General features: G+C 48.6%; 22 protein-coding genes, 1 tRNA gene, 1 rRNA gene and 2 riboswitches. Of the genes, 14 read left to right on the forward strand and 10 right to left on the reverse strand.

Features of this window, described 5'->3' with window-relative positions:
- Nucleotides 1–92: 92 nt before the first annotated feature.
- From rrf to C2I18_RS12495, 10 genes are all read left to right on the forward strand, one after another.
- Nucleotides 93–209 (forward strand): 5S ribosomal RNA (rrf, locus tag C2I18_RS12450).
- A 1182-nt stretch (nt 210–1391) separates the two neighbouring features.
- Nucleotides 1392–2849 carry an IMP dehydrogenase gene (gene guaB, locus C2I18_RS12455; RefSeq protein ID WP_249902097.1) on the forward strand — a complete coding sequence of 486 codons (1458 nt, stop codon included), beginning with the start codon at nt 1392–1394 and terminating at the stop codon, nt 2847–2849.
- Between the two features lie 165 nt (nt 2850–3014).
- Complete coding sequence (locus C2I18_RS12460; RefSeq protein WP_249902098.1) at nt 3015–4373, forward strand: D-alanyl-D-alanine carboxypeptidase family protein; 1359 nt, start codon at nt 3015–3017, stop codon at nt 4371–4373.
- Nucleotides 4374–4484: 111 nt separating this feature from the next.
- Entirely contained in the window at nt 4485–5366 is an 882-nt protein-coding gene (pdxS, locus tag C2I18_RS12465; protein ID WP_249901486.1) for a pyridoxal 5'-phosphate synthase lyase subunit PdxS, read from the forward strand.
- A 19-nt stretch (nt 5367–5385) separates the two neighbouring features.
- Nucleotides 5386–5970: a pyridoxal 5'-phosphate synthase glutaminase subunit PdxT gene (gene pdxT, locus C2I18_RS12470; protein ID WP_249901487.1), complete on the forward strand. Its 585-nt coding sequence runs from the start codon at nt 5386–5388 to the stop codon at nt 5968–5970.
- A gap of 85 nt (nt 5971–6055) precedes the next feature.
- A complete protein-coding gene (gene serS, locus C2I18_RS12475) occupies nt 6056–7345 on the forward strand; it encodes a serine--tRNA ligase (protein ID WP_249901488.1) in 1290 nt (429 codons plus the stop codon).
- A gap of 63 nt (nt 7346–7408) precedes the next feature.
- Nucleotides 7409–7497, forward strand: a tRNA-Ser gene (locus C2I18_RS12480).
- A gap of 144 nt (nt 7498–7641) precedes the next feature.
- Nucleotides 7642–7983 (forward strand): hypothetical protein, encoded by a 342-nt coding sequence (locus C2I18_RS12485; protein WP_249901489.1) that lies wholly within the window; start codon nt 7642–7644, stop codon nt 7981–7983.
- Between the two features lie 13 nt (nt 7984–7996).
- The gene (locus tag C2I18_RS12490; protein ID WP_249901490.1) at nt 7997–8146 is read left to right on the forward strand and encodes a small acid-soluble spore protein P; all 150 of its coding nucleotides are present in this window, start codon (nt 7997–7999) and stop codon (nt 8144–8146) included.
- 105 nt (nt 8147–8251) lie between these two features.
- Nucleotides 8252–9346, forward strand: a complete 1095-nt coding sequence (locus C2I18_RS12495) for a hypothetical protein (protein WP_249901491.1) — start codon at nt 8252–8254, stop codon at nt 9344–9346.
- Between the two features lie 66 nt (nt 9347–9412).
- Here C2I18_RS12495 and C2I18_RS12500 read toward each other — a convergent pair whose 3' ends face one another.
- Together C2I18_RS12500 and tadA are read right to left on the reverse strand one after the other, a co-directional pair.
- A complete protein-coding gene (locus tag C2I18_RS12500; protein ID WP_249901492.1) occupies nt 9413–9979 on the reverse strand; it encodes a GNAT family N-acetyltransferase in 567 nt (188 codons plus the stop codon).
- 33 nt (nt 9980–10012) lie between these two features.
- The gene (tadA, locus tag C2I18_RS12505) at nt 10013–10495 is read right to left on the reverse strand and encodes a tRNA adenosine(34) deaminase TadA (protein ID WP_249902099.1); all 483 of its coding nucleotides are present in this window, start codon (nt 10493–10495) and stop codon (nt 10013–10015) included.
- A 348-nt stretch (nt 10496–10843) separates the two neighbouring features.
- Between tadA and C2I18_RS12510 the strand changes: the two genes are divergently transcribed.
- A complete protein-coding gene (locus tag C2I18_RS12510; RefSeq protein ID WP_249901493.1) occupies nt 10844–13174 on the forward strand; it encodes an ATP-binding protein in 2331 nt (776 codons plus the stop codon).
- Nucleotides 13161–13862, forward strand: coding sequence for a 23S rRNA pseudouridine(2604) synthase RluF (gene rluF / locus C2I18_RS12515; protein ID WP_249902100.1), 702 nt, complete (start codon nt 13161–13163; stop codon nt 13860–13862). The genes C2I18_RS12510 and rluF overlap by 14 nt, the downstream gene beginning before the upstream one ends.
- Before the next feature lie 67 nt (nt 13863–13929).
- Here rluF and motB read toward each other — a convergent pair whose 3' ends face one another.
- Together motB and motA are read right to left on the reverse strand one after the other, a co-directional pair.
- Nucleotides 13930–14742, reverse strand: coding sequence for a flagellar motor protein MotB (gene motB / locus C2I18_RS12520; protein ID WP_249901494.1), 813 nt, complete (start codon nt 14740–14742; stop codon nt 13930–13932).
- Nucleotides 14726–15526 carry a flagellar motor stator protein MotA gene (gene motA / locus C2I18_RS12525; protein WP_249901495.1) on the reverse strand — a complete coding sequence of 267 codons (801 nt, stop codon included), beginning with the start codon at nt 15524–15526 and terminating at the stop codon, nt 14726–14728. Before motA ends, motB begins: the two co-directional genes overlap by 17 nt.
- A gap of 203 nt (nt 15527–15729) precedes the next feature.
- On the opposite strand from motA, the gene C2I18_RS12530 reads away from it, so the two are divergent.
- The gene (locus C2I18_RS12530; protein ID WP_249901496.1) at nt 15730–16023 is read left to right on the forward strand and encodes a hypothetical protein; all 294 of its coding nucleotides are present in this window, start codon (nt 15730–15732) and stop codon (nt 16021–16023) included.
- A gap of 232 nt (nt 16024–16255) precedes the next feature.
- Nucleotides 16256–16543 (forward strand): 4a-hydroxytetrahydrobiopterin dehydratase, encoded by a 288-nt coding sequence (locus C2I18_RS12535; protein WP_249901497.1) that lies wholly within the window; start codon nt 16256–16258, stop codon nt 16541–16543.
- 101 nt (nt 16544–16644) lie between these two features.
- On the opposite strand, the gene C2I18_RS12540 is transcribed toward C2I18_RS12535, so the two are convergent.
- The 6 genes from C2I18_RS12540 to C2I18_RS12565 all read right to left on the reverse strand — a co-directional run bounded on the left by C2I18_RS12540 (nt 16645) and on the right by C2I18_RS12565 (nt 22540).
- On the reverse strand, nt 16645–17001 hold the full coding sequence (locus tag C2I18_RS12540) for a c-type cytochrome (RefSeq protein ID WP_249901498.1): 357 nt from the start codon (nt 16999–17001) through the stop codon (nt 16645–16647).
- Between the two features lie 114 nt (nt 17002–17115).
- Nucleotides 17116–17616 carry a GNAT family N-acetyltransferase gene (locus C2I18_RS12545; RefSeq protein WP_249901499.1) on the reverse strand — a complete coding sequence of 167 codons (501 nt, stop codon included), beginning with the start codon at nt 17614–17616 and terminating at the stop codon, nt 17116–17118.
- A 225-nt stretch (nt 17617–17841) separates the two neighbouring features.
- Entirely contained in the window at nt 17842–18333 is a 492-nt protein-coding gene (locus C2I18_RS12550; protein ID WP_249901500.1) for a C40 family peptidase, read from the reverse strand.
- A 5-nt stretch (nt 18334–18338) separates the two neighbouring features.
- Nucleotides 18339–18481, reverse strand: a riboswitch (cyclic di-AMP (ydaO/yuaA leader).
- Between the two features lie 352 nt (nt 18482–18833).
- Nucleotides 18834–19322 (reverse strand): C40 family peptidase, encoded by a 489-nt coding sequence (locus tag C2I18_RS12555; RefSeq protein WP_249901501.1) that lies wholly within the window; start codon nt 19320–19322, stop codon nt 18834–18836.
- A gap of 3 nt (nt 19323–19325) precedes the next feature.
- Nucleotides 19326–19464, reverse strand: a riboswitch (cyclic di-AMP (ydaO/yuaA leader).
- A gap of 221 nt (nt 19465–19685) precedes the next feature.
- Complete coding sequence (locus C2I18_RS12560; protein WP_249901502.1) at nt 19686–20519, reverse strand: hypothetical protein; 834 nt, start codon at nt 20517–20519, stop codon at nt 19686–19688.
- 8 nt (nt 20520–20527) lie between these two features.
- A complete protein-coding gene (locus tag C2I18_RS12565) occupies nt 20528–22540 on the reverse strand; it encodes a M1 family metallopeptidase (RefSeq protein ID WP_249901503.1) in 2013 nt (670 codons plus the stop codon).
- Nucleotides 22541–22550 lie beyond the last annotated feature (10 nt).

The raw sequence follows: 22550 nt of genomic DNA on the forward strand, positions 1-22550 counted from the left end.
TTCAGGCGATCAAGCCTGTACGCAACGAAATTCATTCACACAACTGTGATGAACGTAATTTCTAGCGGCAGCGTTTGTTTCACAAACGCATGTTTGGTGGCGATAGCGGAGGGGTTCCACGCGTACCCATCCCGAACACGACCGTTAAGCCCTCCAGCGCCGATGGTACTTGGACCGAAGGGTCCTGGGAGAGTAGGACGCCGCCAAGCACACAAAGCCAGCTCATAATGATGAGCTGGTTTTTTTATGTTCTTTAACTAACCTCGGAAAATTGAGGTTACTTCCCAAAGTATGCTCTAGTGGGATTTTCTCCACTTAATTTGGCGAATTTTTACTATATAGGATGATTAGTTGGAAATACTCCCTTTAATTCAGGCGATATAGGTCTTTCAGGACTAAGTTAGTACAATTAACTGGAGTTTATCCAACTAGCATTGTAATTTCGGTGTCTAAACGAAAAATAAAAGGAGAAAATCCACTTAGCTTGTTTAGAGCTAGGGACGCCGCCAAGCACACACAGCCAGCTCATAATGATGAGCTGGCTTTTTTATGTTCCTTTAACCAACCTCGAAAAATTGAGGTTACTTTACTTCCCAAAGTATGCTCTAGTGGGATTTTCTCCACTTAATTTCGCGAATTTTTACTATATAGGATGATTAGTTGGAAATACTGCCCTTAATTCAGGGGATATAGGTCTTTCAGGACTAAATTAGTACAATTAACTGGAGTTTTTCCCACTAGCATCGTAACATCGGTGTCTGAACGAAAATTAAAAGGAGAAAATCCACTTAGCTTGCTTAGAGCTTGGAGCGCCACCAGCGCACATGAAGCCACTGCTCAGTTATCAGCAATAGCATCATGTGTTTTTATTCTGTGGAGAGCGTGAAACGCACAAAAAAAACACCTGTATAGCGAATGGAGGCAAATGAAAGCTTTACAAGAACATGACCAAGGCTCGAATAAGAATCAATCTCTTCTCCAAAGATCAAAAGACTGCTTTAACCCACATTTGGTTAATCACCAGGTTCTATTCATTCAAGTGTCCATTCCATAGATCAAAAGACTGCTTTAACCCACATTTGGTTAATCACCAGGTTCTATTCATTCAAGTGTCCATTCCATACGGACTTTCGTCCAAGAATTCGCTTACTATTCCGCTGTTTTACCAATACCTTCTCTGATGATGTAATATTCTTGACAGGCCAAAAGCCCTTTGCTAAGATGGCAATAATATATTTTTGGACTAGGGTCTCAAACCGTAATTGGAGATACGAAATATGTATAACTTCGCTGTGAATTCTGTGTCTATCTGATATGGACTTAAGCCGGAGTTTCTTCATTTATAAAGTTTGCGGGCATAGAATAACAACAATCGAGGAGGAATGACCCAGGTGTGGGAAGATAAGTTTGGTAAAGAGGGACTGACTTTTGATGATGTGCTGCTGGTACCGCGTAAGTCCGAGGTGCTCCCGAAGGAAGTCGATTTGTCCACGGTTCTTAGTAACAATGTGAAGCTTAATATTCCGCTTATCAGCGCTGGAATGGACACTGTAACAGAAGCTGCAATGGCGATTGCGATTGCCCGTGAAGGTGGCATTGGCGTTATTCACAAGAATATGTCCGTAGAGCAGCAGGCTGAAGAAGTGGACCGAGTAAAACGTTCCGAAAGCGGAGTTATCACTAATCCCTTCTCCCTTACTCCCGCTCACTTGGTATCCGACGCAGAGCGCCTGATGGGTAAATTCCGCATCTCCGGTGTTCCGATTGTAGATAATGACAACAAGCTGGTTGGGATTATCACCAACCGTGATATGCGTTTTATTCACGATTACAGCGCTCCGATCAGCGAGTATATGACACACGACAATCTTGTAACAGCCCCTGTGGGAACAACACTGCAAGAGGCAGAAGTTGTCCTGCAGCGCCATAAGATCGAGAAGCTGCCATTGGTGGATGAGAACAATATTCTTAAAGGCCTTATCACCATCAAAGACATCGAGAAAGCTATCCAGTTCCCGAATGGCGCGAAGGATGCCCAAGGACGTCTGCTCGTGGGTGCCGCTATCGGGGTCTCCAAGGACGCAGGAGAACGTGCAAAGGCTCTGGTTGAGGCTGGTGTCGATATGATTGTTCTGGATTCTGCCCACGGTCATCATATCAATATTATTGAGGCTGTTCGCAATTTGCGTGCCCAGTACCCTGACCTGACCATTGTGGCCGGAAACGTAGCAACAGGCGAAGCTACACGCGAATTGATTGAAGCGGGAGCTTCCATTGTCAAGGTCGGTATCGGACCTGGTTCTATCTGTACCACCCGTGTAATTGCCGGTATCGGTGTTCCACAGATTACAGCCATTTATGACTGCGCAAGCGTAGCACGTGAATACGGTGTTCCAATTATTGCTGACGGCGGGATTAAATACTCCGGAGAGATTACCAAGGCTATTGCTGCAGGGGCATCGGCTGTCATGATGGGAAGCCTGTTTGCCGGAACTGAAGAAAGCCCAGGGGAATCGGAGCTGTACCAGGGCCGTAAGTTTAAGGTATACCGCGGCATGGGCAGTATGAGTGCCATGAAGCAAGGCAGTAAGGACCGCTACTTCCAGGATGATGACAAGAAGCTCGTTCCGGAAGGTATTGAAGGAAGAGTTGCCTTCAAAGGGCCTCTGTCGGATACAGTTCACCAGTTGATTGGCGGTCTTCGTTCAGGCATGGGATATTGCGGAACCAAGACACTTGCTGAACTGCGCAATGACACGTCCTTTATCCGTATTACCGGTGCGGGATTGCGTGAAAGTCATCCGCATGATGTGCAAATTACGAAGGAAGCACCCAACTATTCCCTATAATCCGCCACATTCGATAAATTACGGGCAGACAGGACCAATTTCGTCCTGTCTGTCTTTTTTTGCAGATACCCCTGTGTTAGAATAGAACAAGCAATGGATATGAGAATCAAAGGAGAGTAGTAATCATTGAAGTACAAGCGTAGATTTATCCGTAAACAAATTGTAATGAAGACAGCTACAGTGGCACTGTTTTTAAATATGTTAGTATCACCGGCAAGTTCTGCTGTATTGGCTAATGCCGTTCAGACACCTGCTGCTACAGAGACCGGTGCGGAGAATGCAGGCACAACTGCTCCTGCTGCTCCTGTAAAGATTCCTTCTGTGGAATCCCTGGGCCTCAATGTAAAGTCAGCGGTATTGATTGAGCCTACGACAGGTGAGGTTCTCATGTCTCTCAATGCTGATGTAGCTATGCCTCCGGCGAGTATGACCAAGATGATGACTGAATACCTGGTTACCGAAGCGGTGAATAACGGGCAGATTTCCTGGGATCAGACAGTAATTGTACAGGAGAATGCAGCCAAGCAAATCGGATCACGGATCTTTTTGGCCCAAGGCGATGAACATACAGTTAGAGAGCTATACATAGCTATGGCGGTTGGCTCGGCGAATGATGCGACAGTTGCTCTGGCAGAGCTGGTATCCGGTTCAGAGGAGCAGTTCGTGGCATTGATGAACGAGACGGCTCAGAAGATGGGAATGAAGACTGCCTATTTCATCAACTCGACCGGTCTTGACCGGGCCGATATGCCGGCCAAATTCCGTCCGGAAGTTGACCGTGAGACAGTGATGTCGGCGATGGATGCAGCTATTCTTGCCCAGCATATCGTAACTGAACATCCTGATTTTTCCGAATTTACTACTATTCAATCTTACAAATTCCGTGAGCGCGATGAGAAGCCGATGATCAACTATAACTGGATGCTTGAGGCTAACAAGGACATCGCCAATTTCAAAGCCTATGCTTATCCGGGTCTTGATGGATTGAAGACAGGTCATACTACAAATGCGGGGAACTGCTTCACCGGTACTGCTGTACGTGACGGCATGCGCCTGATTAGTGTAGTTATGGGAGCTGACTCAGAAGCACATCGTTTCACTGAAACGAAGAAAGTGCTTGATTTCGGCTTCAATAATTTTGAGATCAAACAGGTGGTAGCCCCTAAGGCAGTTATTGAAGGCAATGAAACCGTGCCGGTAGAAAAAGGCAAGAACAAGGATGTGCCGGTTGTTACTGATGCTGGGGTTACTTTTATCGTCCCTAAAGGAACAGTATCTCCACAAATCCAAACTGCTGTAACGGTTAACGATGCCTCTACTTTGGTTGCGCCTATCGCTAATGGATCACAGGTGGGCAAGGTTAGCTATACTTATCAGATTGAAGGAATGGCTCAGGCCCAGGAGCAAACCGTGAATCTGATTACAGCTGAAGAAGCAGAGAAGGCAGGCTGGTTCAAGCTGTTAATGAGAGCAATTGGCGATTTTTTCGGTGATCTGTTTACCGGCATCAAAAATTTGTTCTAAAACCGGCACCGTCCTGAACAGATGATAACCCGAGTAATCGGGTTGTATATATAACCGCTATGCGGTAAAATCATAAGTTAGATTCAGAGAGATCATTTGGGGGGCTTAGACATGGAAACTGGAACATCGCGTGTAAAAAGAGGCATGGCAGAAATGCAAAAAGGCGGCGTCATTATGGACGTCATGAATGCAGAACAGGCTAAAATTGCTGAAGCTGCGGGTGCAGTCGCAGTTATGGCTCTGGAGCGCGTGCCTTCTGACATCCGCGCAGCTGGCGGTGTAGCACGGATGGCTGATCCTACAATTGTAGAAGAGGTTCTCAAAGTAGTCAGCATTCCCGTTATGGCTAAAGCCCGTATTGGTCATTACGTAGAAGCTAAGGTTTTGGAATCTCTGGGTGTCGACTATCTCGACGAGAGTGAAGTACTGACTCCGGCCGATGAAGTTTACCATATCAATAAACGTGAGTTCACAGTTCCGTTTGTCTGCGGTGCGAAGGATCTGGGTGAAGCCCTGCGGCGTATTAATGAGGGAGCTTCCATGATCCGGACCAAGGGTGAGCCGGGAACGGGCAACATTGTTGAGGCTGTCCGTCATATGCGGTTCATTAACAGCCAAATCCGCAAAGTAACGAACATGTCCAAAGATGAGCTGTTTCATGAGGCCAAGTCGCTTGGCGTACCTTATGAACTGCTGCTCGAGGTCCATGAGCTTGGCAAGCTGCCGGTAGTCAACTTTGCTGCAGGCGGTGTAGCAACTCCTGCCGATGCCGCTTTGATGATGCATTTGGGAGCTGACGGCGTGTTTGTCGGTTCCGGTATTTTTAAATCGGACAACCCTGAGAAGTTCGCCCGTGCCATTGTTGAAGCTACAACTCACTATACAGACTACAAGCTGATTGCTGAAGTATCGAAGAATCTCGGTACTCCAATGAAGGGTATTGATATTGCCACTTTGTCTCCAGCAGAACGCATGTCGGAGCGCGGCCGTTAATAGAGAGAAGGTTGTCCGGATGAAAATAGGAGTGTTGGCGCTTCAGGGCGCCGTAACAGAGCATATTGTCAGTATAGAGAAAACCGGGGCAGAGGGCCTTCCCGTCAAGCGTGTAGAGCAGCTTGAAGAAGTGGCGGGACTGATTATTCCCGGGGGAGAAAGTACGACAATCGGCAAGCTGATGCGCAAATATGGCTTCATTGAAGCTATACGTGATTTTTCCGGCCGGGGCAAGCCTATCTTTGGTACATGTGCCGGTATGATTGTACTGGCGAGGCATATTGCCGGGGGAGAGCCGGCCCATTTGGAGCTGATGGACATTACCGTGTCCCGGAATGCCTTCGGCCGCCAGCGGGAAAGCTTTGAATGTGATCTCACCGTCAAGGGAATTCCGGAGCCGGTGCGTGCTGTTTTCATCCGGGCTCCGCTTATTAGTGAGGTTGGCCCGGATGTGGATATACTGACAGTGTATAATGATGAAATTGTAACTGCACGTCAGGGCCATCTGTTAGTCTCCTCTTTTCATCCGGAGTTAACAGAGGATTACAGATTGCATAAGTATTTTGCCGATATGGTTCAAGAGAGCCTGGCAGCCAAACACTAGAATCGTATATAAGAACATCCTGACTCTTTCAAAGCTGAAAACAGCAACTTGAAAGAGTTTAGGCTGTTTTCAGGAGGGAAACTTTGTGCTAGATGTAAAAATATTGCGCAGTGACTACGCTAAGGTTGAAGAGGCGCTGACCAAACGAGGCAAATCACTTGACCTGATTGCCGGATTCCCGCAGCTGGATACCCGCCGCCGCGAGCTGCTGCAGGAAACTGAAGGTCTCAAGAACCGCCGCAACATCGTATCAGGTGATGTTGCCAAGAAGAAGAAGAATGGTGAACCGGCAGATGATCTGATTGCCGAAATGCGTACAGTATCCGACCGGATCAAAGAACTGGATGATGAGGTCCGCGAGCTGGAAGCACAAATCGACGAGCTGACTATGAGTATTCCTAACATTCCGCATGAATCGGTGCCGGTAGGCAAATCCGAGGAAGAGAATGTTGAGGTGCGCCGCTGGTCTGAACCTGCAGAATTTGCTTTTACCCCGAAGTCACACTGGGAGCTGGCTCAGGGGCTGGACATCATTGACTTTGAAGCCGCTGCCAAGGTAACCGGCTCGAGATTTGTTTTTTACAAGGGATTGGGAGCACGTCTGGAGCGTGCCTTGATTAACTTTATGATGGATCTGCACAGCGGTGAACATAATTATGATGAAATGCTGCCTCCTTATATCGTCAATAAGGACAGCCTGTATGGAACAGGACAGCTTCCCAAGTTCGAGGAGGATCTCTTTAAGCTGCGCGATACCGAATATTACCTGATCCCGACAGCCGAGGTTCCGGTAACCAATTACTACCGTGAAGAGATTTTGACCCCGGCCGACCTGCCGAAATACCATGTCGCCTATAGTTCCTGTTTCCGTTCCGAAGCAGGCTCTGCAGGCCGTGATACCCGCGGTCTGATCCGTCAGCATCAGTTCAACAAGGTAGAGCTGGTGAAATTGACAACACCCGAGACCTCTTACGAGGAGCTTGAAAAAATGACTGCAGATGCTGAGCGTGTACTCCAGCTTCTCGGCCTTCCTTACCGTGTGCTGCAGCTGTGTACAGGAGATATGGGCTTTACCTCTGCCAAGACTTACGATCTCGAAGTATGGCTCCCTGAGAGCGGCATGTACCGTGAGATTTCTTCGTGCTCCAACACAGAGGACTTTCAAGCACGGCGGGCTAACATCCGCTACCGTAAAGAACCCAAAGCAAAGCCTGAATTTGTGCACACCCTGAACGGTTCGGCACTTGCTGTCGGACGGACAGTAGCCGCTATTCTGGAAAATTATCAGCAGGAAGACGGCAGTGTACGGATTCCGGAGGCATTGCAGCCTTACATGCGCAACGTGAAAGTGATAAATCCTAAAGTTTCTCAATAATCCCTTGCTTTTTATTATTTCGGTATGCTATAATTCCTAGTGCATGTGAAATTTTTATGCATTGGAGAGGTACCGAAGCGGTCATAACGGGGCGGTCTTGAAAACCGTTAGGGTGCAAGCCCACATGGGTTCGAATCCCATCCTCTCCGCCATTTCCTTTAACTAACTGAAATACAGATAGAGCCGTCTTCTCCGGAAGGCGGCTTTTTTATTTGTGCATCCAGGCGGCCTGCTCCAGCCGGAATAAAAACCGCCTTTTCTCGGCAACGTATAAGTGAAGGAGGATGATCATAACAATGAACCGACAACTGCAATTGGACCAGAACACCCTGGTCTCCGCCTGGCAGGGACAACTGCCTGCTCTAATGGACAGCGGGGACAGTTTTAGCGTGCAAGGGGATGCAGCAGATCAGAACAGCCTGCTGATTCACTTCAACGCAGCCGGCCACCAGGCCTATTCTCTTGATTTCCGCTGTACGTATGTAGACAGCCGTGAGGTTGCAGTCAACCTGATCGATGTGGAGCAGGGCAGCCGGCATACGGATGAACGTACTGAGGCTGTACAGCAGCTGGCGCAGCGGTATACAAGACAGATTCATGAATGCGCTCAGGCGCTGCAGAACATCACTAATCCATAGGAGGAGAACGCATATGAGCAAACCCAAAAGCATGCCTGTTCCCGGGGTTCAATCCCAGAATGAGCCTAGACAAGAACATCATTCTTCTATGCAGGAGCCGCTGTCCGGCTCCAAAAAAGTGAAGCAGGCAAACCATGTCGATCATCATAACCGTCAGGGATAATCTTTAAATTAGAAATTTAAGGTAACCAAATGTTTCTCAAATTTGCCAAATGGTTTATCATAAGGAAGGGGAAAGAATTTTTATACATGGGAGAGGAGAACATCAATGATTAAAAAATGGGGGTTATCCGCTGCTGCATTGCTGCTTACTGCTGCAGTAATCCTGCCGGGATGCGGAACCAAACAGGAGGCGCCTAAAGAGGCGTTGAAGTCAGCTGCTGCTAAGGTAACTGATATGTCTTCGTATGAAATGAAGAGTAAAGTTACCATTAACAATCTGACTATGGAAACCACAAACGACACCGAGGCAGCTGCCACAACCGGCATGGTGCTCAATATGCTGAAGGATGCTGACTTGTCGCTTGATATGGTCTATCAGGCTGAGCCGATGCAGACAGAAATGACAATGGTGCTCAATCTGAAGGGCGATTTTGCTATGTCCTTTAACATTCCAATGGTTATGACTGCAGATAAACTGTATGTCAAAGTGCCTTCTATTCCGTTCTTACCGATTCCGGAGACCGTTGTAGGCAAGTTCGTAGAACTTGACCCGAGAGAACTGGCTGCGGAACAAGGACAGGAATGGAATCCGGAGGCAGTGGATACGGAGAAGGTATCCAAGCTGTTTAATGAGGTGTCAAGCACCGTTCTGGGTGAGTATGATGAAGAGAAATATTTTAACGACGTGAAGCCTGAAGATGTTAACTTGCCGGAGGGTGTTGAAGCGAAGCAGGTTGTGCAGTTCCAGGTGACCAATGATAATGTCAAAGAGGCGCTGACGATTCTGGTAAATAATGCGCTGCCGAAGATTATCGACATTCTGGATAAGGAAGAATACCGGACAATGCTGGAGATCGATAGTGCAGACCTGGCCAAAGCAAAGGAAGAGCTTCAGTCCAGTGAAGCACGCGCAGAGTTTGATAAAGGCGTAGCTGATTTGAACAATTATCTTACGATTAATCAGTTCTATATGAACACTGCACTGAATAAGGACGATTTCCCGGTGTATCAGGATATGATTATGGACATCAAGGTAAACGATCCCGAACTGGGCGAGAATGTCGGCCTGGCTCTGACTGCTACTAATCAATACAGCAAAATTAACGAAGAGCAAACTTTTAATATCGGTATCCCGCAAGGGGACGAGGTAATCACCATCGAAGAGCTGCAGCAGCAGTTCGGCGGAATGAGCACTTATTAAGATAATTCCACGCTAAAAACCCCCGTAGAGGCTACATAAGCTTCTGCGGGGGTTTTATCATTCAGATTAAAGGTGATCCTGCATAAGGTCCTCGGCGAGTACGCCATAGGTACGGTGGTCCTGCCACTCCCCATTGATCTTTATATAACGTCGGGCAATGCCCTCTGCCTGAAAGCCGTTCTTTTCCAATACACGGCGGGAGGCATGGTTGTGCAGCAGAATACAGGCTTGTACGCGGTGAAGGGCAAGGGCCTGGAAGGCATATTTAAGAATCAGTCCGACTGCTGCGCTGGTGTATCCTTGACCCTGCTGCTCATGATCTATAAAATAGCCCATGTCCGCATACTGGCCTACGCCCCTCACAACATTAGAAAGGGTAATCTGACCGATCAGCGTGCCATCCATAAGAAATATACCGAACATATACGCCCTGTCCTCAAGAGCCTCTTCTATACGCTGACTGATGAGCTGCCGCTGGCTCTGCAGCGTAAAGTAATCCTCCTCACGGAGCGGTTCAAACGGCTGATGGTGGCTTCTGTTGCGCAGTCGCAGATGGAGCAGATCACCGGCATCTTCAAGCTGAAGTAGAGACACATAGATTCCCCGGGCATGATTATACAATTTAAAAGACATGGTATTCCTCCAGTATCCTCAGCAAATAACGGTTTATAGTTTCGATGGTCTTTGACGCAACCGGCGGAAGAAGGAGGTCAGCAGCTCTGCACATTCCTCCTGTAATATACCTTGAATTACCGTAGTACGGTGATTAAACCGCGGCTCTTCCAGGAGGTTCATCAGTGTTCCGGCACATCCGGCCTTGGGGTCCGGGGTACCATAGACGTTAAGAGGTACTCTCGACTGCACCATGGCTCCCGCGCACATTGGACAAGGTTCCAGTGTCACATAGAGCTGGCAATCCAGCAGACGCCAGGAATTCAGTGCTTTGCTGGCCTCGCGGATGGCTACCATTTCAGCATGAGCGGTAGAGTCTAGGGTTGTCTCACGCAGATTGTAGCCGCGTCCGATAATCTCGCCATTTCGCACGATGACTGCCCCGATGGGCACTTCACCCAGAGCCTCTGCCTTACGTGCTTCTGCAATAGCTTCTCTCATCCAGAATTCATGAATGCCCTGCTCCTCAGCAGACATTTCAGAGGGTCTTATATTCAAGTTCATCTTCCCTTCTTATGCAGCTCCTTGTGCAACGAACAGATATTCGATCTTAACAAATTGTGCATAAGTCTGTGGATAACAGCTTACTTATGCACAATATTGTGCACATTCTTTCTTGATAAATTGTTTATATGTGTACATCCTGTGGATAAATGCCTTTACTTTGACATTTTTCTTATCCATTGTAGATAAACTTTCTGCAAAATTCAACAAAGCTTCCCGGGAGGCTGTGTCTAAATGTCTTTTCAAATGGAAAAGCAAAAGGTATGATATTTATGAACACTCCGCTAGGATTTACCAGCGGGTAAGAGGTGAATAATCGGCTTGTCCATAAAAAATAAATTAGCGGCTATAATCTTTGGTTCAGTACTGATTATTCTGGCACTGAATCTCACACTGAATCTTTATGCTGCAAGGGATAATCTGCGCAGTGAAAGTGTAAATAATATGAAGATGACCGCCCTGCAGATTGCTGTTTCCGTCGAACAAAGCAGTTACAGCTCGAACTATGTACAGCACCAGATTGCCCAGAACCTGAGATTGGCTGCCATTATGGCCTCTGAAGAGCTTGACCCCGATATCCGGAACGTGGAGAATGAACAGCTGGTAGCTCTTGCGGACAAGCTCGGTGTGTCTAATATTTCTCTGCTGGTTAAGACTGATGATGATATCGTTGTAGCCAAATCCTCTGATCCGAGTGAGCTCGGATTGTCTACCAGGGATATGGGTTATTGGTATGTGGCTTTTCATGAATTGTTTGCGGGCCAGAAGGTAACGGTTGAACAGGGTCAGAGCTTTGAGAACTTCTGGTCCGGTCCTTTTGAATACTCTACCTCCAATCCTGAGTATATTGAGAAGTGGGGGTACTACCACGACCCCTCCACCAATTACATCATAGATCCCTATATCCGCAGCACATCTGTCAGTGATTACGTCAAAATCATGAACCCTGAGGAGATTGTACAGCGGTCCAAAGAGGTGAACCCGGGCCTTCTGGAAATCACGGGAATCAATCCGCAGACCTTCGGTTCGGAGAGCATGAAGCCTGATGGAAGTGACAGCAACTATCATAAGCTGCGCAACCGTCCGATCAAATACGGTACCTATATTTTTGGCAATGCCGAAGAGGATAAGGCTGCAGTAATGGCTGCCCTAAGCAAGAGCGAGGTGGTTACACTGGATACGGAGGCTCTCGGCAAAAGAGTGCTGAAGAGCTTTATACCGATCAGCCAGCCGGGTGCTGAAGATTATGTCATCTCTGTAGTGATGGATTACTCCGTCATCTCTTCAGTTCTGAAAGAGCAATTGTTTAATAATATTACTACCTCAGTTCTGCTGCTTATTGTTTTCTTGGTGTGCAGTTATATTCTGGCCGGGATTGTAACCCGTCCCATTCAGCATATTCTGGCTAAAGTCAATGATGTGGCCAAGGGAAAGTTTGAGCCTCCGCTGAGGGTTGACAGCCGTGATGAGCTGGGCCAGCTTGCCCACCGGATCAATGCAATGACTTCCCATCTGCTGCAGCATACGAACCGGCTGGGACAGACGCTGGAAGAGAACCGGGCGGTTAAAGAGCATCTGGAGTCAGTGATCAACGGAACCTCCGATGCTATTCATACTGTAGATATGAATGGTAAGATTACAAGTACAAACAGAGCCTTCGAGGAGCTGTATGGCTGGAGTGCTGCGGATGCGCTGGCTGCAACACCTTACCTGGTGCCGGCTACAGCGCAGAAGCAGGAGGAGACCAGGCTGGCGGAGCTGAAGGAAGGCGCAGTGCTTCCTCCGATAGAGACGGTCAGGCTGAAGCGGGACGGCTCCATTATCGAAGTCAGCGTCAGTACGTCGGTCATTCGTGATGAAGAGGGGAATCCGGTAGCTTTTGTCCATGTATCCCGGGATATGACCGAACGTAACCGGATCGAAGAGCTGCTGAGACGCTCTGAGAAGCTGACTACAGTCGGCCAGCTGGCGGCAGGGGTAGCACATGAAATCCGTAATCCGTTAACAACACTGCGGGGATTTCTGCAGCTTCAGCAGGAGAAGCAGGTTATTATTCCGCTGCATATCGAGTTAATGCTGTCCGAGCTGGAACGGATCAATATGATTGTGAGCGAGTTTCTGATTCTGGCCAAGCCGCAGGCGGTGCATTTTCAGCAAAAGGATGTCCGTCCTATTCTGAATGATGTAATTTCCCTGCTGAGCAGCCAATCGCATCTCTACGGGATTGACTTCAAGTCCAGCTTTTCAACCGAACCGGCAACGGTGCACTGTGAAGAGAACCAGCTAAAGCAGGTATTCATTAATATCGTCAAAAATGCAATCGAAGCGATGCCGGGCGGAGGAACAGTTACGCTGGAACAGCGGATGGACGGCGATTCCGTAGTAATTATGATTTCCGATGAAGGAATGGGAATTCCTGAGGATATGCTGCCCAAGCTGGGTGAACCGTTCTATACCAACAAAGAAACAGGAACAGGACTTGGGCTTATGGTCAGCCAGCGGATTATTCAGGCACATAAAGGCAGTCTCGAAGTAAGAAGTGAATTCGGCTGCGGGGCCGAGGTAATTATTACGCTGCCTGCAGCCGGGGATTCTGCTGAAGAGCAGGGTATAAATGAAGAACGGAGTGAAGACAGCAGTGAGAATCAATAAATTCATCAGTGAGACAGGATACTGTTCACGCCGTGAAGCAGATAAGCTGGTGGAGAGCGGGAGGGTTACCATCAACGGACAGCAGGCTGTGTTAGGCAGCCAGGCTGTTCCCGGTGATGACGTGCGTATTGACGGCAAAGCGCTGGAGACCGGCAGCCAGGTCGTCTATATCGCTCTTAACAAGCCGGTAGGAATCACCTCGACCACCGAGAGTCATATACAGGGGAATATTGTTGATTTTGTCGGCCATCATGAGCGGATCTTTCCGATCGGCCGACTGGATAAGGATTCTGAAGGTTTAATTCTGCTTACAAATGACGGGGACATCGTGAACAAAATTTTACGGGCGGAAGGGAAACATGAGAAGGAATATATAGTTACCGTTGACAGACCGGTTACACCTTCCTTTCTTACCGGCATGTCCAGCGGAGTGAAGATTCTGGGCGGGAAGACGCTGCCCTGCGAAGTTACACGGATGTCGGAGCGGGTCTTCCGCATTATTCTGACAGAGGGCAAAAACCGGCAGATCCGCCGGATGTGTGCTGCCTTTGGGTATGAGGTGAGAAGGCTGCAGCGTATCCGGGTCATGAATATCCGGCTTGGAGCACTGCAGACCGGACAATGGCGGGAGCTGACGAGCCAGGAGAAGCAGGAACTGGGGGCCATGCTGAATTACGAGCTGCAATAGCATAGAAATAAGGAAGAGCCGTTCCAGGATCTGTTGAAGACCTGGAACGGCTCTTTGCTTACGTATCTTAATTACCGGCGGACACGCTGGTAGTTTCGGCTGCATCCTGATACTTGCGGAGAATGGAGACTTCAACCCGGCGGTTCTTAGCGCGTCCTGCGGCTGTTTCATTGCTTGCAATCGGGTGGTATTCACCATAACCGATCGGACTGAACTTAACGGGGTTCAGGCTGGGATTAAGCAGCAGAATTTTCATGAAGTGCAGCGCACGGTCTACGCTGAGGTCCCAGTTAGAGGAGTAGCTGCTGTTAGAGATCGGAACATTATCCGTATGTCCCTGTACAAGCACCTCGTAGTCGGGAAATTGCTGCAGCATGGTTGAGATCGACTTGGCAAGCTGCCGGGAATCATCCTTCACTTGGGCCTGTCCGGAAGCGAACAGGGCATTGTCGCTGATTGTAATCATCAGCTGAGATTGGTTCAGTTTTGTGCTTAGCAGATTCGAAAGGTTATTATTTGCAATATATTGGTCGAACTGCTTCTTCAGCTTTTCCAGATCCTCCTGCTCCTGCTTCCGCAGCTTTGAAAGATCAGACTCGCCGGTGCTGGGAGCTACCACATTGTCGAGCTTATCGTTCTTGCCCTGGTCAAGCTGGCTTTCGGTTGGACTGGCCGAACGGTATTCGAGAATGCCCGAGCCGCCGTTCAGCGCATTGCTGAAGGCTTCGCTCATAGCCTCGAACTTCTTGGCGTCTGTAGCGCTCATGGCGTACATAACAAGGAAGAGTGCAACCAGCAGGGTCATCAGGTCGGAATAGGGCAGCAGCCAGGACTCATCGGCATGCTCTTCGTGCTCCTCATGTCTAGTCTTTTTGCTCACTCGATCCGCCCTCCTTGTCGCTCAGCTTGGCGCGTTCAGCTGGTGTGAGGAAAACCGACAGCTTCTGATTGATGGCGATCGTGGATACCCCGGATTGGATGGAGAGCAGGCCTTCCACCATCATCAGCCTGACTTGTATCTCCTTCTTGGAGATGCGCTTAAGCTTGTTGGACATCGGATGCCACATTACATAACCGGTGAAGATACCAAGCAGTGTAGCTATAAAGGCTCCGGCAATCGCGTGTGCGAGGACATCCATATTACTCATATCACCCAGTGCGGCAATCAGACCGATAACGGCCCCAAGCACCCCCAGTGTAGGGGCGTACATCCCTGCCTGAGAGAAAATCAGCGCACCGGCTTTATGCCTGTCCTCTGTCGCATGAATATCCTCCATTAATACATCGCGGACAAACTCCTGGTCATTGCCGTCGATAATCATCCGCATTCCGTTTCTGAGGAAGTTGTCCTCAATTTCGTCAACCTTCGATTCTAGTGCCAGCAAGCCTTCACGTCTGGTAATGGAAGCCCACTCCATGAATGTTGTGATCAGTTCTGACTTGTCGACCAGCTTTTGTTTGCCGAACAGTATTTTGAGCAGCTTGGGGAAATTTTTGACTTCGGCCATAGGAAAGGCCATGAGCACTGAAGCTGCTGTCCCGAGGAGAATGATGACATAAGCTGCCGGATTGTTCAGACTTGCCAGCGGGGCATGCTTAAGCATCATCCCCCAGACTACTGCAATAAGACCAAAAACTATACCAAGTAATGATGAAATTTCCATTATGCACCTCATCCATGAGAATTGAAAAGTGATCCGTTGTAGCCGCGTATATCATCCTTGAACAGCGGAGGGACACCCACATGTAAACAAATCACGTATATTCTTATTTATCGTCAGCATTGCCTTTTTTGTGAAGTCATTTTTTCGGCTATAATAGATAACGTAAGTTATTATTCATCTGTGAAGAAAACGGAGTGATACATGTGGGTGTTAAGCATGGCAGAGATTACAGCGAAATTTTGAGAGACTTAACGCAAGCGGTAGGGAAGATCTCAGACGGGTATGTCTTTTTTGAGATGGAACCTGAGGAGTGGCAGGCGCTCCCGCAGGAATCCAAGCTGGAAGTATGGGAAGCACTGGCTGAGGATTTATTCTTTGCGCTGGGCAATGAGCCGGTAATTGAGGTAGGCAGCGGTGTAGTGATCTATGATAAGGACACGCACCGGATTAATATTTTGCTCGGGGAACAGGACCTGGCCTCTGTGGTTCTTATCTAAAAACGGGAAGTTCCTGCTAAGCGGTTTGCCCGATGCATGCGTGCCGTGGTAAAATTAAGTTGCCGAGTACTATCCGCCGGGATTTATGAATACATTAAACCGAAAAAAGCCTTCATCCTGGCGCATCCCTTGGGCTTTACTGAAGCTGAGGGATGTTTTGTTTAGGGCTTGGGGATATGTTACGGGCTGGGCGTTACGGGCTTACTGCTAATCAAGTAAGGGAGGAAGCAAATTGCAATTTACGGAGGAAGAACTGCGTGAGCAGGTGGGCAGGCTGGAAGGCTGGAAGCTGGACCAGGATATAATGGTACGCAAATACATGTTTAATGAATATATGAAGGGTATCGCCTTTGTGGATGAGGTTGCTGCCATCTCGGAAGCTTTTGATCATCATCCGCACATTACAATCGATTACAAAACAGTGATCCTGCGTCTGTCGGCAAAAGAAGGGGACGAACTGGCCGGATTCGACTTCCGTCAAGCACATGAATTTAACGAAGCTTTTGAGAGAACGCGCTAGTACGGCTGATCGTGAACTAAAATACTATGACTATATAAAAGATGCCCGTGAGTCGGATAAGCTTACATCCTTCTCACGGGCATTTGTATTCAATTCAGATCTTATTTTTTCTCTGCCAGCCACAAGGCGACATTGGCAATTTCCTCGGGGGCGAGCTTATCTTTGAAGGATGGCATCTGTCCGCGCCCTTTGGTCACGATGCTGTAGAGTTCCTCCGCATCATGTTCTCCTCCCGCCTGCTGAAGGCTAGGGCCCATACCGCCCTGTAGCTGGTCTCCGTGGCAGGAAATACAATTAGCTTTTACAGCAGCTTCAGCGCTTGCCGCATCCAGGGTAACCTGAGGCATCGTCGGCTTGTTCTCTTCAGCTACCTCTTCTTTGCCGGGCAGTGTAAATAAAAGCACTACGGCAAAGGCACAGGCGGCAAAAAACAATCCGCTCATGATCCATTTCTGCATCTCCATCCGTCCTCTCCATGTAAGCTGCTTCCTACATTATACAAAAAGGTAAAGCGTTATCATAGAGTTTGTGTCAAAAAAACGAACGATTTTTAAAAAAGATCTACCTCAAGCTCAGGGAAGTTCTTGTTCCTTGTCATAGACCATGCAATAAAAAGGTTTGTTACCGGTAGGTGTAAGCCTTTCATAAGTATCTGTAATCGTGAATCCGCATTTCCGGTAAGTTTTGATCGCCCGCTGGTTCCAGGTCAATACCTCCAGATCAATCTCCCGCTCCGGATAGCGGGCCTCAGCCGCCTGAACTACAGCTTTTACAAAGAGGTGACCCATTCCCTGACCGCATAGATCCGGGCGCATCCCAATCCCCAGGCGGACCACACCCTCCATAGGAAACAGCTGGGCAAAACCGCACAGCACTTTCTGATCGTTAACTACAGAGACATATTGTTCACTGCGGAGGCCGGGATCACCGAACTCAATCCCCAGAGCCTCCATCTGGTCCCAGGGCATCCATTCATAAATATTGTAAGGAGGTTTATAATTCCACTCACAGATCTCCCGGGCGTGATGGACCTCCATAGGCACTACATGAAAAGTAACGGGGGAGCTGATCATAATGCAGCCGGCCTCCTTTTCTCGGGATTTAAGCCTGATATATCTAGATTATATCCAAAAACAAAGCTGTACGACGCGCTAAAAAATATTTTACGGAAATGAAAAAAATGGGAGTTACTGCTGTTTGGCGGGGAAAGAGAAGGGTAAATAATGTTATAGACAAAAAAACAGGCCCTCCCCAAGATTTCGGCAAAAATCCTGGAAAAGAGCCTGTAACCATGCAGCTTACTGCACGTCGTCATTATCTTCGGAGTCAGCAGCGACTTCCTTGTAAGCGTCTGTGCTCATGATGCGTTTGGCGCCAACGTAGCGGTTGACGTAGTAGCTTTCACTCAGCGAACTAATGGTTACACCACGCGAGGAGGAAGCATGCGCGAACTTGCCTTCTCCAACATAAATACCGACATGGGATACGCCCTTACCGCTTGTATTAAAGAATACAAGATCTCCAGGTCTCATCTCATCCTTGGCAATGGCCGTGCCCATTTGGTACTGGGAGCCGGATTGATGAGGAAGCTTGATCCCGATTTTATTAAAAACGTACATTGTAAATCCGGAGCAGTCAAAGCCGTTAGTGGATACACCGCCGGATACATATTTAGTCCCGATGGCACTGTCGATCACTTTATCCATTTTGGAATCAGCGGAAGCGCTTGCGGCTCCAAGGGTAAAGATAATGGAAAAGCTTAGTACTGCTGCTGCTAACTTCTTCTTCAAAAGTAGATACCCCTTCCAAATGCCTACGAGGTTAGCTTAAGGGTTCGGTTGAAGGTCCCCTATGACCCCTCTGTGAATAGGAGGTCAATTCACCCAAAGTTGGTTCCCCCGTTTCCCTAAACGTTAGGGAACTCGGCATGACTGTTGATTAGGATTAGCTGCCGTTCAATACATGACAAAACGATTGTAAAGACCGGATGAATAATTACAAAAATGTTACTATAACTTCACTGCGATTATTGTAGCAAAGAAGGAAGCACTTGGCAATCACTTAAAACATATTAATGCAGAATATATGCCTGGTTGAAAGCTTGACTTTGCAGAAAAGACAAGGGTTTTGAATTTTTTTACATAATGCTGTTTCAGGGCTCCTGAATGAGTGTATAGGTATAATAAGGAAATACAAAAGGAAAAACCCGGAACTGATTACGGCAATAATCAATTCACGGGTCTCTATAAGTTATATTTGTTTATTAGAGGAATAAGTATTCGGGGAGAGTTCAATCGTAAGCGACAGCCTTGTAAGCTGTTGTGCTCATTACGCGTTTGGCGCCAACGTAGCGTTTGGACCAGTACGAATTGCTCATCGATGTGATGGTTACACCGCGTGAACTGGAAGACTGTGCAAATTTATTGTTTCCGACATAAATACCGACATGGGATACGCCGCTGCCAAAGGTATTGAAGAATACCAGGTCGCCGGACCGCAGATTGCTCTTCGATACAGCTGTACCCATGCTATATTGTGCTTTGGATGTGCGGGGCAGAGTAAGCCCGATGCTCTTGAATACGTATCTGGTGAATCCGGAACAGTCAAAACCGGCGGTGCTTGTACCTCCGAATTTATATGTAGTTCCAAGGGTTTTTGTGATAACAGCATCCATCTTGGAGTCTGCAGATGCACTTCCTGCTCCTGCTCCCAGTGTGAAGGCCAACACAAGCCCTAATGCTGCTGCGGTGACTTTTTTCTTAAAGCTATGACTTTTCAAAAGATGTACTCCTTCCAAGGCCTGCGAGGTTAGCTTAAGGATTCGGTAGAAGGTTCCCCTATGATCACTCTAAAGCGAGATCAATTCACCCAAAATATGGTTCCCCCACTTCCCGGTGCTGGGAATTTGGCGTGTTATGCACCAGAATAGTGTCGTTGCGTTAAGGTCAAATGTCTAAGCTTACATAAATTCAGACGAAATAGTTTCAAAAGATTACAAAGTTGTTACTAGTGGTACAGGCATTATTGTAACAGAGGTTTTACAGTTTTGCAAATAAACTAAATCACTTTGTAACCGGCAAAAGAGTCACGCCCCTGATGCAGGGGCAGTGACTCTATGTATTATGCCAGGCAGGCAGAGAAATTATTGTGGAAATGTTTTGCTGCGCCATAGCTGATATTGAGCGGCAATATCCCACATTTTGAACAGCGTTGAGGGGAGCGGTGAACATTGGCGGATAAGGAGTGCGGGCAGGCCAGGAAGCAAAAATGCAGCGACTCCGTTCAGCAGCCAGAGAAGAAGTCCTCCTGCAATGAACACTGCTGACACGCCGATAGATGAAATCAGGACTTTGCAGAATACAAGGAGCGAGGACAGTATGCCTGTCCCTCCGGTGTATCCAAACTGCATGTACAGCAGCATTAAGCGGACCAGATACAGGTACACCAGCCAGGCAAGAACATAAGGAACCAGCTTCAGAAGCAGTTTATAGTCAAAAATTCCGCTGAGCAGCAGCGTGTATATTTTGGGAAACAGGAAGTACAGGGGCAGGGCGGCCAGTATCCATTCCGCTATGCTGAAGAGCAGCACCGGAAGCCCGTACAGCCTCATGCCCGGGAAAAAGAACAGCCCGCGTTCCCCCTTTCGCTCCTGATGAAGCTCATGCAGCAGTCCGGCGCGGATAAAAGGGGAGAGCAGCAGCCGCAGCACAGACAGTGCCAGCAGCATCCAGATCCAGCGCTGTACATCAGGATCTGCGCTAAGCGCCATCTGCCCCTCAATGTAATACAGCAGCCTGCCGGTTGAGCTTCCCCCCGCATGGGCATCAGGATAATGCAGCAGCAGCGGGACGATGGCTGACTTTACGAATTTGTACATGAAATAGCCCCAGAGCAGCCGGTAAATGAACAGCAGAATTAAGATATAGAATTGCTCTTTCATACTGTACCAGCTGCGGATTATCGATCTTTTCACCATTGTTCACCTCACCAGACAAGAGTTCCGAGCAGGGTTTCAATCAGGTTGGTTACACTAAGCGTCCAGCGGGAGAGTGTCTTCGGCTCCAGCTCGGCCAGTCTGAAATTGTTGAGATGCCTGCTTTCCAGCAGAACGGAATGCTCCGGATTAATCTCTGCCGACAGGAGAGGCGCTTTGTAGGACAGCTGAAATGTCGTTTCCTTTCTCTCACCGTTCCAGATCTGCTGTACTGTATAACCGTCTGTAAAGGTGAATTTTACAGGCACTTTTCCGTAATCTGTCCCTTTATTGCTGACCTTGACTGCAGATTTATAGCTTGAGGTTTCACCGGCAGCCTTTTTTGGGGCAGAGACTTTAATCTGATCTACTGAAAAATCCGGGGAACCGCCGCTGTATACATACTGGTCAAAATAGTCCTGCCATGACTTCTTGGTGACCTTCTCCACAATTTTTTGGAAATCTGCTGTAGACGGATGACGGAAGCGGTACTTGCGGGAGTAAGCGGACATAATAGCGTCCATAGTCTTGATTCCCACCTGCTGCTCCATGTCTTTAAGTACCAGCTTGCCGCGGATATACACATTTCTGCTGTAAGCATCCCCGGGTGTGTACTTCCACGTCTCAAGATTAAGCGGCTGTGAAGAGGTCACCAGGCTCGCCTGCAAAGGCAGGTTGGCAGATACCCCATACTCCTGCTCCATCAGCCTGTCTTCCGCATAGGAGGTGAAGCTCTCGTCCAGCCAGGCCTCCTCAAACTCGTTATTTGCCACCAGGCCATAAAAATATTGATGGCCAATTTCATGGATAACTGTACGCTCCAGTGAAAGGCCGGGTGATGCCTCAGCGGCGCCAAAGGCGGTAATGAGCGTAGGATACTCCATTCCGCCTGCACCGTTGCCCTCCTTGGGCGGGACGACAATTGACAGCGTGGAGTAAGGGTAAGGGCCATACCACTTGCTGAAGTGGGTCAGAGCCGCCTTGGCAGCCTGGAAATAACGCTCCTGCAGATCTTTATGCAGAGGGTCCAGGTAGAGCTTGATTCTTACGCCGGGCACCTCAGGGGTGGAGAAAGCCTCCTCAGCGACTACGAAGTCGGGCGAGGCTGCCCAGGCAAAGTCATGCACATCATCCGCATAGAACTGGTAAATCTTCCGGTTCTGATGGATTCTGGCGCTTTTAACGGGAAAGCCGGTGGCTCCCACAATGTAATCAGGAGGCACTGCAATTGTTACATTGAAGATGCCGAAGTCGCTGTAAAACTCGGAGGTGCCGTGATATTGGTGCAAATCCCAACCCTCTTCTTTATTTCCGCGGGTTCCCGCAGGCTCATAAACGCTCAGCTTGGGAAACCATTGTCCGGCCATGACAAAGTCATCTGAAACCCCCATACGGGCGAATATTTTGGGCAGCTTGACCTCAAACTGGAGCTTCAGGGTTACACTTTCTCCGCCGTTAACGGGCTGCGGGAGGTGTACCTTTACAAGCGTCCGGTCATTGACGTTGCCGTCGTCCGGCTGCACATATTGCAGCCGCTGCATCAGCGATATTCCTTCTGTAGTCCGCAGGTCGGTCAGCTTCATGCTGCCGAACCCGTCGGCAGGCATGGTATCCCCGCGGAGTTCCCCGCCGGATTCTTTCATGAAGGTGGTGTTGTCCGAGGCAAAGGCATTAGGATAGAGATGAAAGTAGAGCTCCTGGACCGGTGTCCGGCCGGGGTGGGTCCAGGTCACGGTCTCGGAGGCTTTCAGGGAGCCGGATTCCGGAAGCAGCTGAACATCAAGATGATACTCCACGACCCGCTTGCTGAGTGCCTGGGACACCGGAGGGGGCGTGCTTTCGGGAAGAACAGGCTGTACCGCCTTGGATTGCTGGACGGCCGGGGGGGACTTGGCCTCTTTTGGAGCAGCGGCAACTGGACTTTCAGGGCTATGCCCTGAAAGGACCCATAAGGTGACCCCCAGCAGAGTGAGGGCGGCCAGGGCCATACAAGTGATCAGGTACTTTAATGACAGTGGCTTCATACTGTAATTC

It is taken from the genome of Paenibacillus sp. PK3_47, from assembly GCF_023520895.1.
Lineage (GTDB): Bacteria > Bacillota > Bacilli > Paenibacillales > Paenibacillaceae > Paenibacillus_AQ.

Excerpts from the sequence above, each read along its gene's own strand:
- C2I18_RS12460 (WP_249902098.1), top strand. The coding sequence starts at position 3,015 with ATGAAGACAGCTACAGTGGCACTGTTTTTAAATATGTTAGTATCACCG.
- pdxS (WP_249901486.1), top strand. The coding sequence starts at position 4,485 with ATGGAAACTGGAACATCGCGTGTAAAAAGAGGCATGGCAGAAATGCAA.
- pdxT (WP_249901487.1), top strand. The coding sequence starts at position 5,386 with ATGAAAATAGGAGTGTTGGCGCTTCAGGGCGCCGTAACAGAGCATATT.
- C2I18_RS12485 (WP_249901489.1), top strand. The coding sequence starts at position 7,642 with ATGAACCGACAACTGCAATTGGACCAGAACACCCTGGTCTCCGCCTGG.
- C2I18_RS12490 (WP_249901490.1), top strand. The coding sequence starts at position 7,997 with ATGAGCAAACCCAAAAGCATGCCTGTTCCCGGGGTTCAATCCCAGAAT.
- C2I18_RS12495 (WP_249901491.1), top strand. The coding sequence starts at position 8,252 with ATGATTAAAAAATGGGGGTTATCCGCTGCTGCATTGCTGCTTACTGCT.
- C2I18_RS12500 (WP_249901492.1), bottom strand. The coding sequence starts at position 9,979 with ATGTCTTTTAAATTGTATAATCATGCCCGGGGAATCTATGTGTCTCTA.
- tadA (WP_249902099.1), bottom strand. The coding sequence starts at position 10,495 with ATGTCTGCTGAGGAGCAGGGCATTCATGAATTCTGGATGAGAGAAGCT.
- motA (WP_249901495.1), bottom strand. The coding sequence starts at position 15,526 with ATGGAAATTTCATCATTACTTGGTATAGTTTTTGGTCTTATTGCAGTA.
- C2I18_RS12540 (WP_249901498.1), bottom strand. The coding sequence starts at position 17,001 with ATGCAGAAATGGATCATGAGCGGATTGTTTTTTGCCGCCTGTGCCTTT.
- C2I18_RS12545 (WP_249901499.1), bottom strand. The coding sequence starts at position 17,616 with ATGATCAGCTCCCCCGTTACTTTTCATGTAGTGCCTATGGAGGTCCAT.
- C2I18_RS12560 (WP_249901502.1), bottom strand. The coding sequence starts at position 20,519 with ATGGTGAAAAGATCGATAATCCGCAGCTGGTACAGTATGAAAGAGCAA.
- C2I18_RS12565 (WP_249901503.1), bottom strand. The coding sequence starts at position 22,540 with ATGAAGCCACTGTCATTAAAGTACCTGATCACTTGTATGGCCCTGGCC.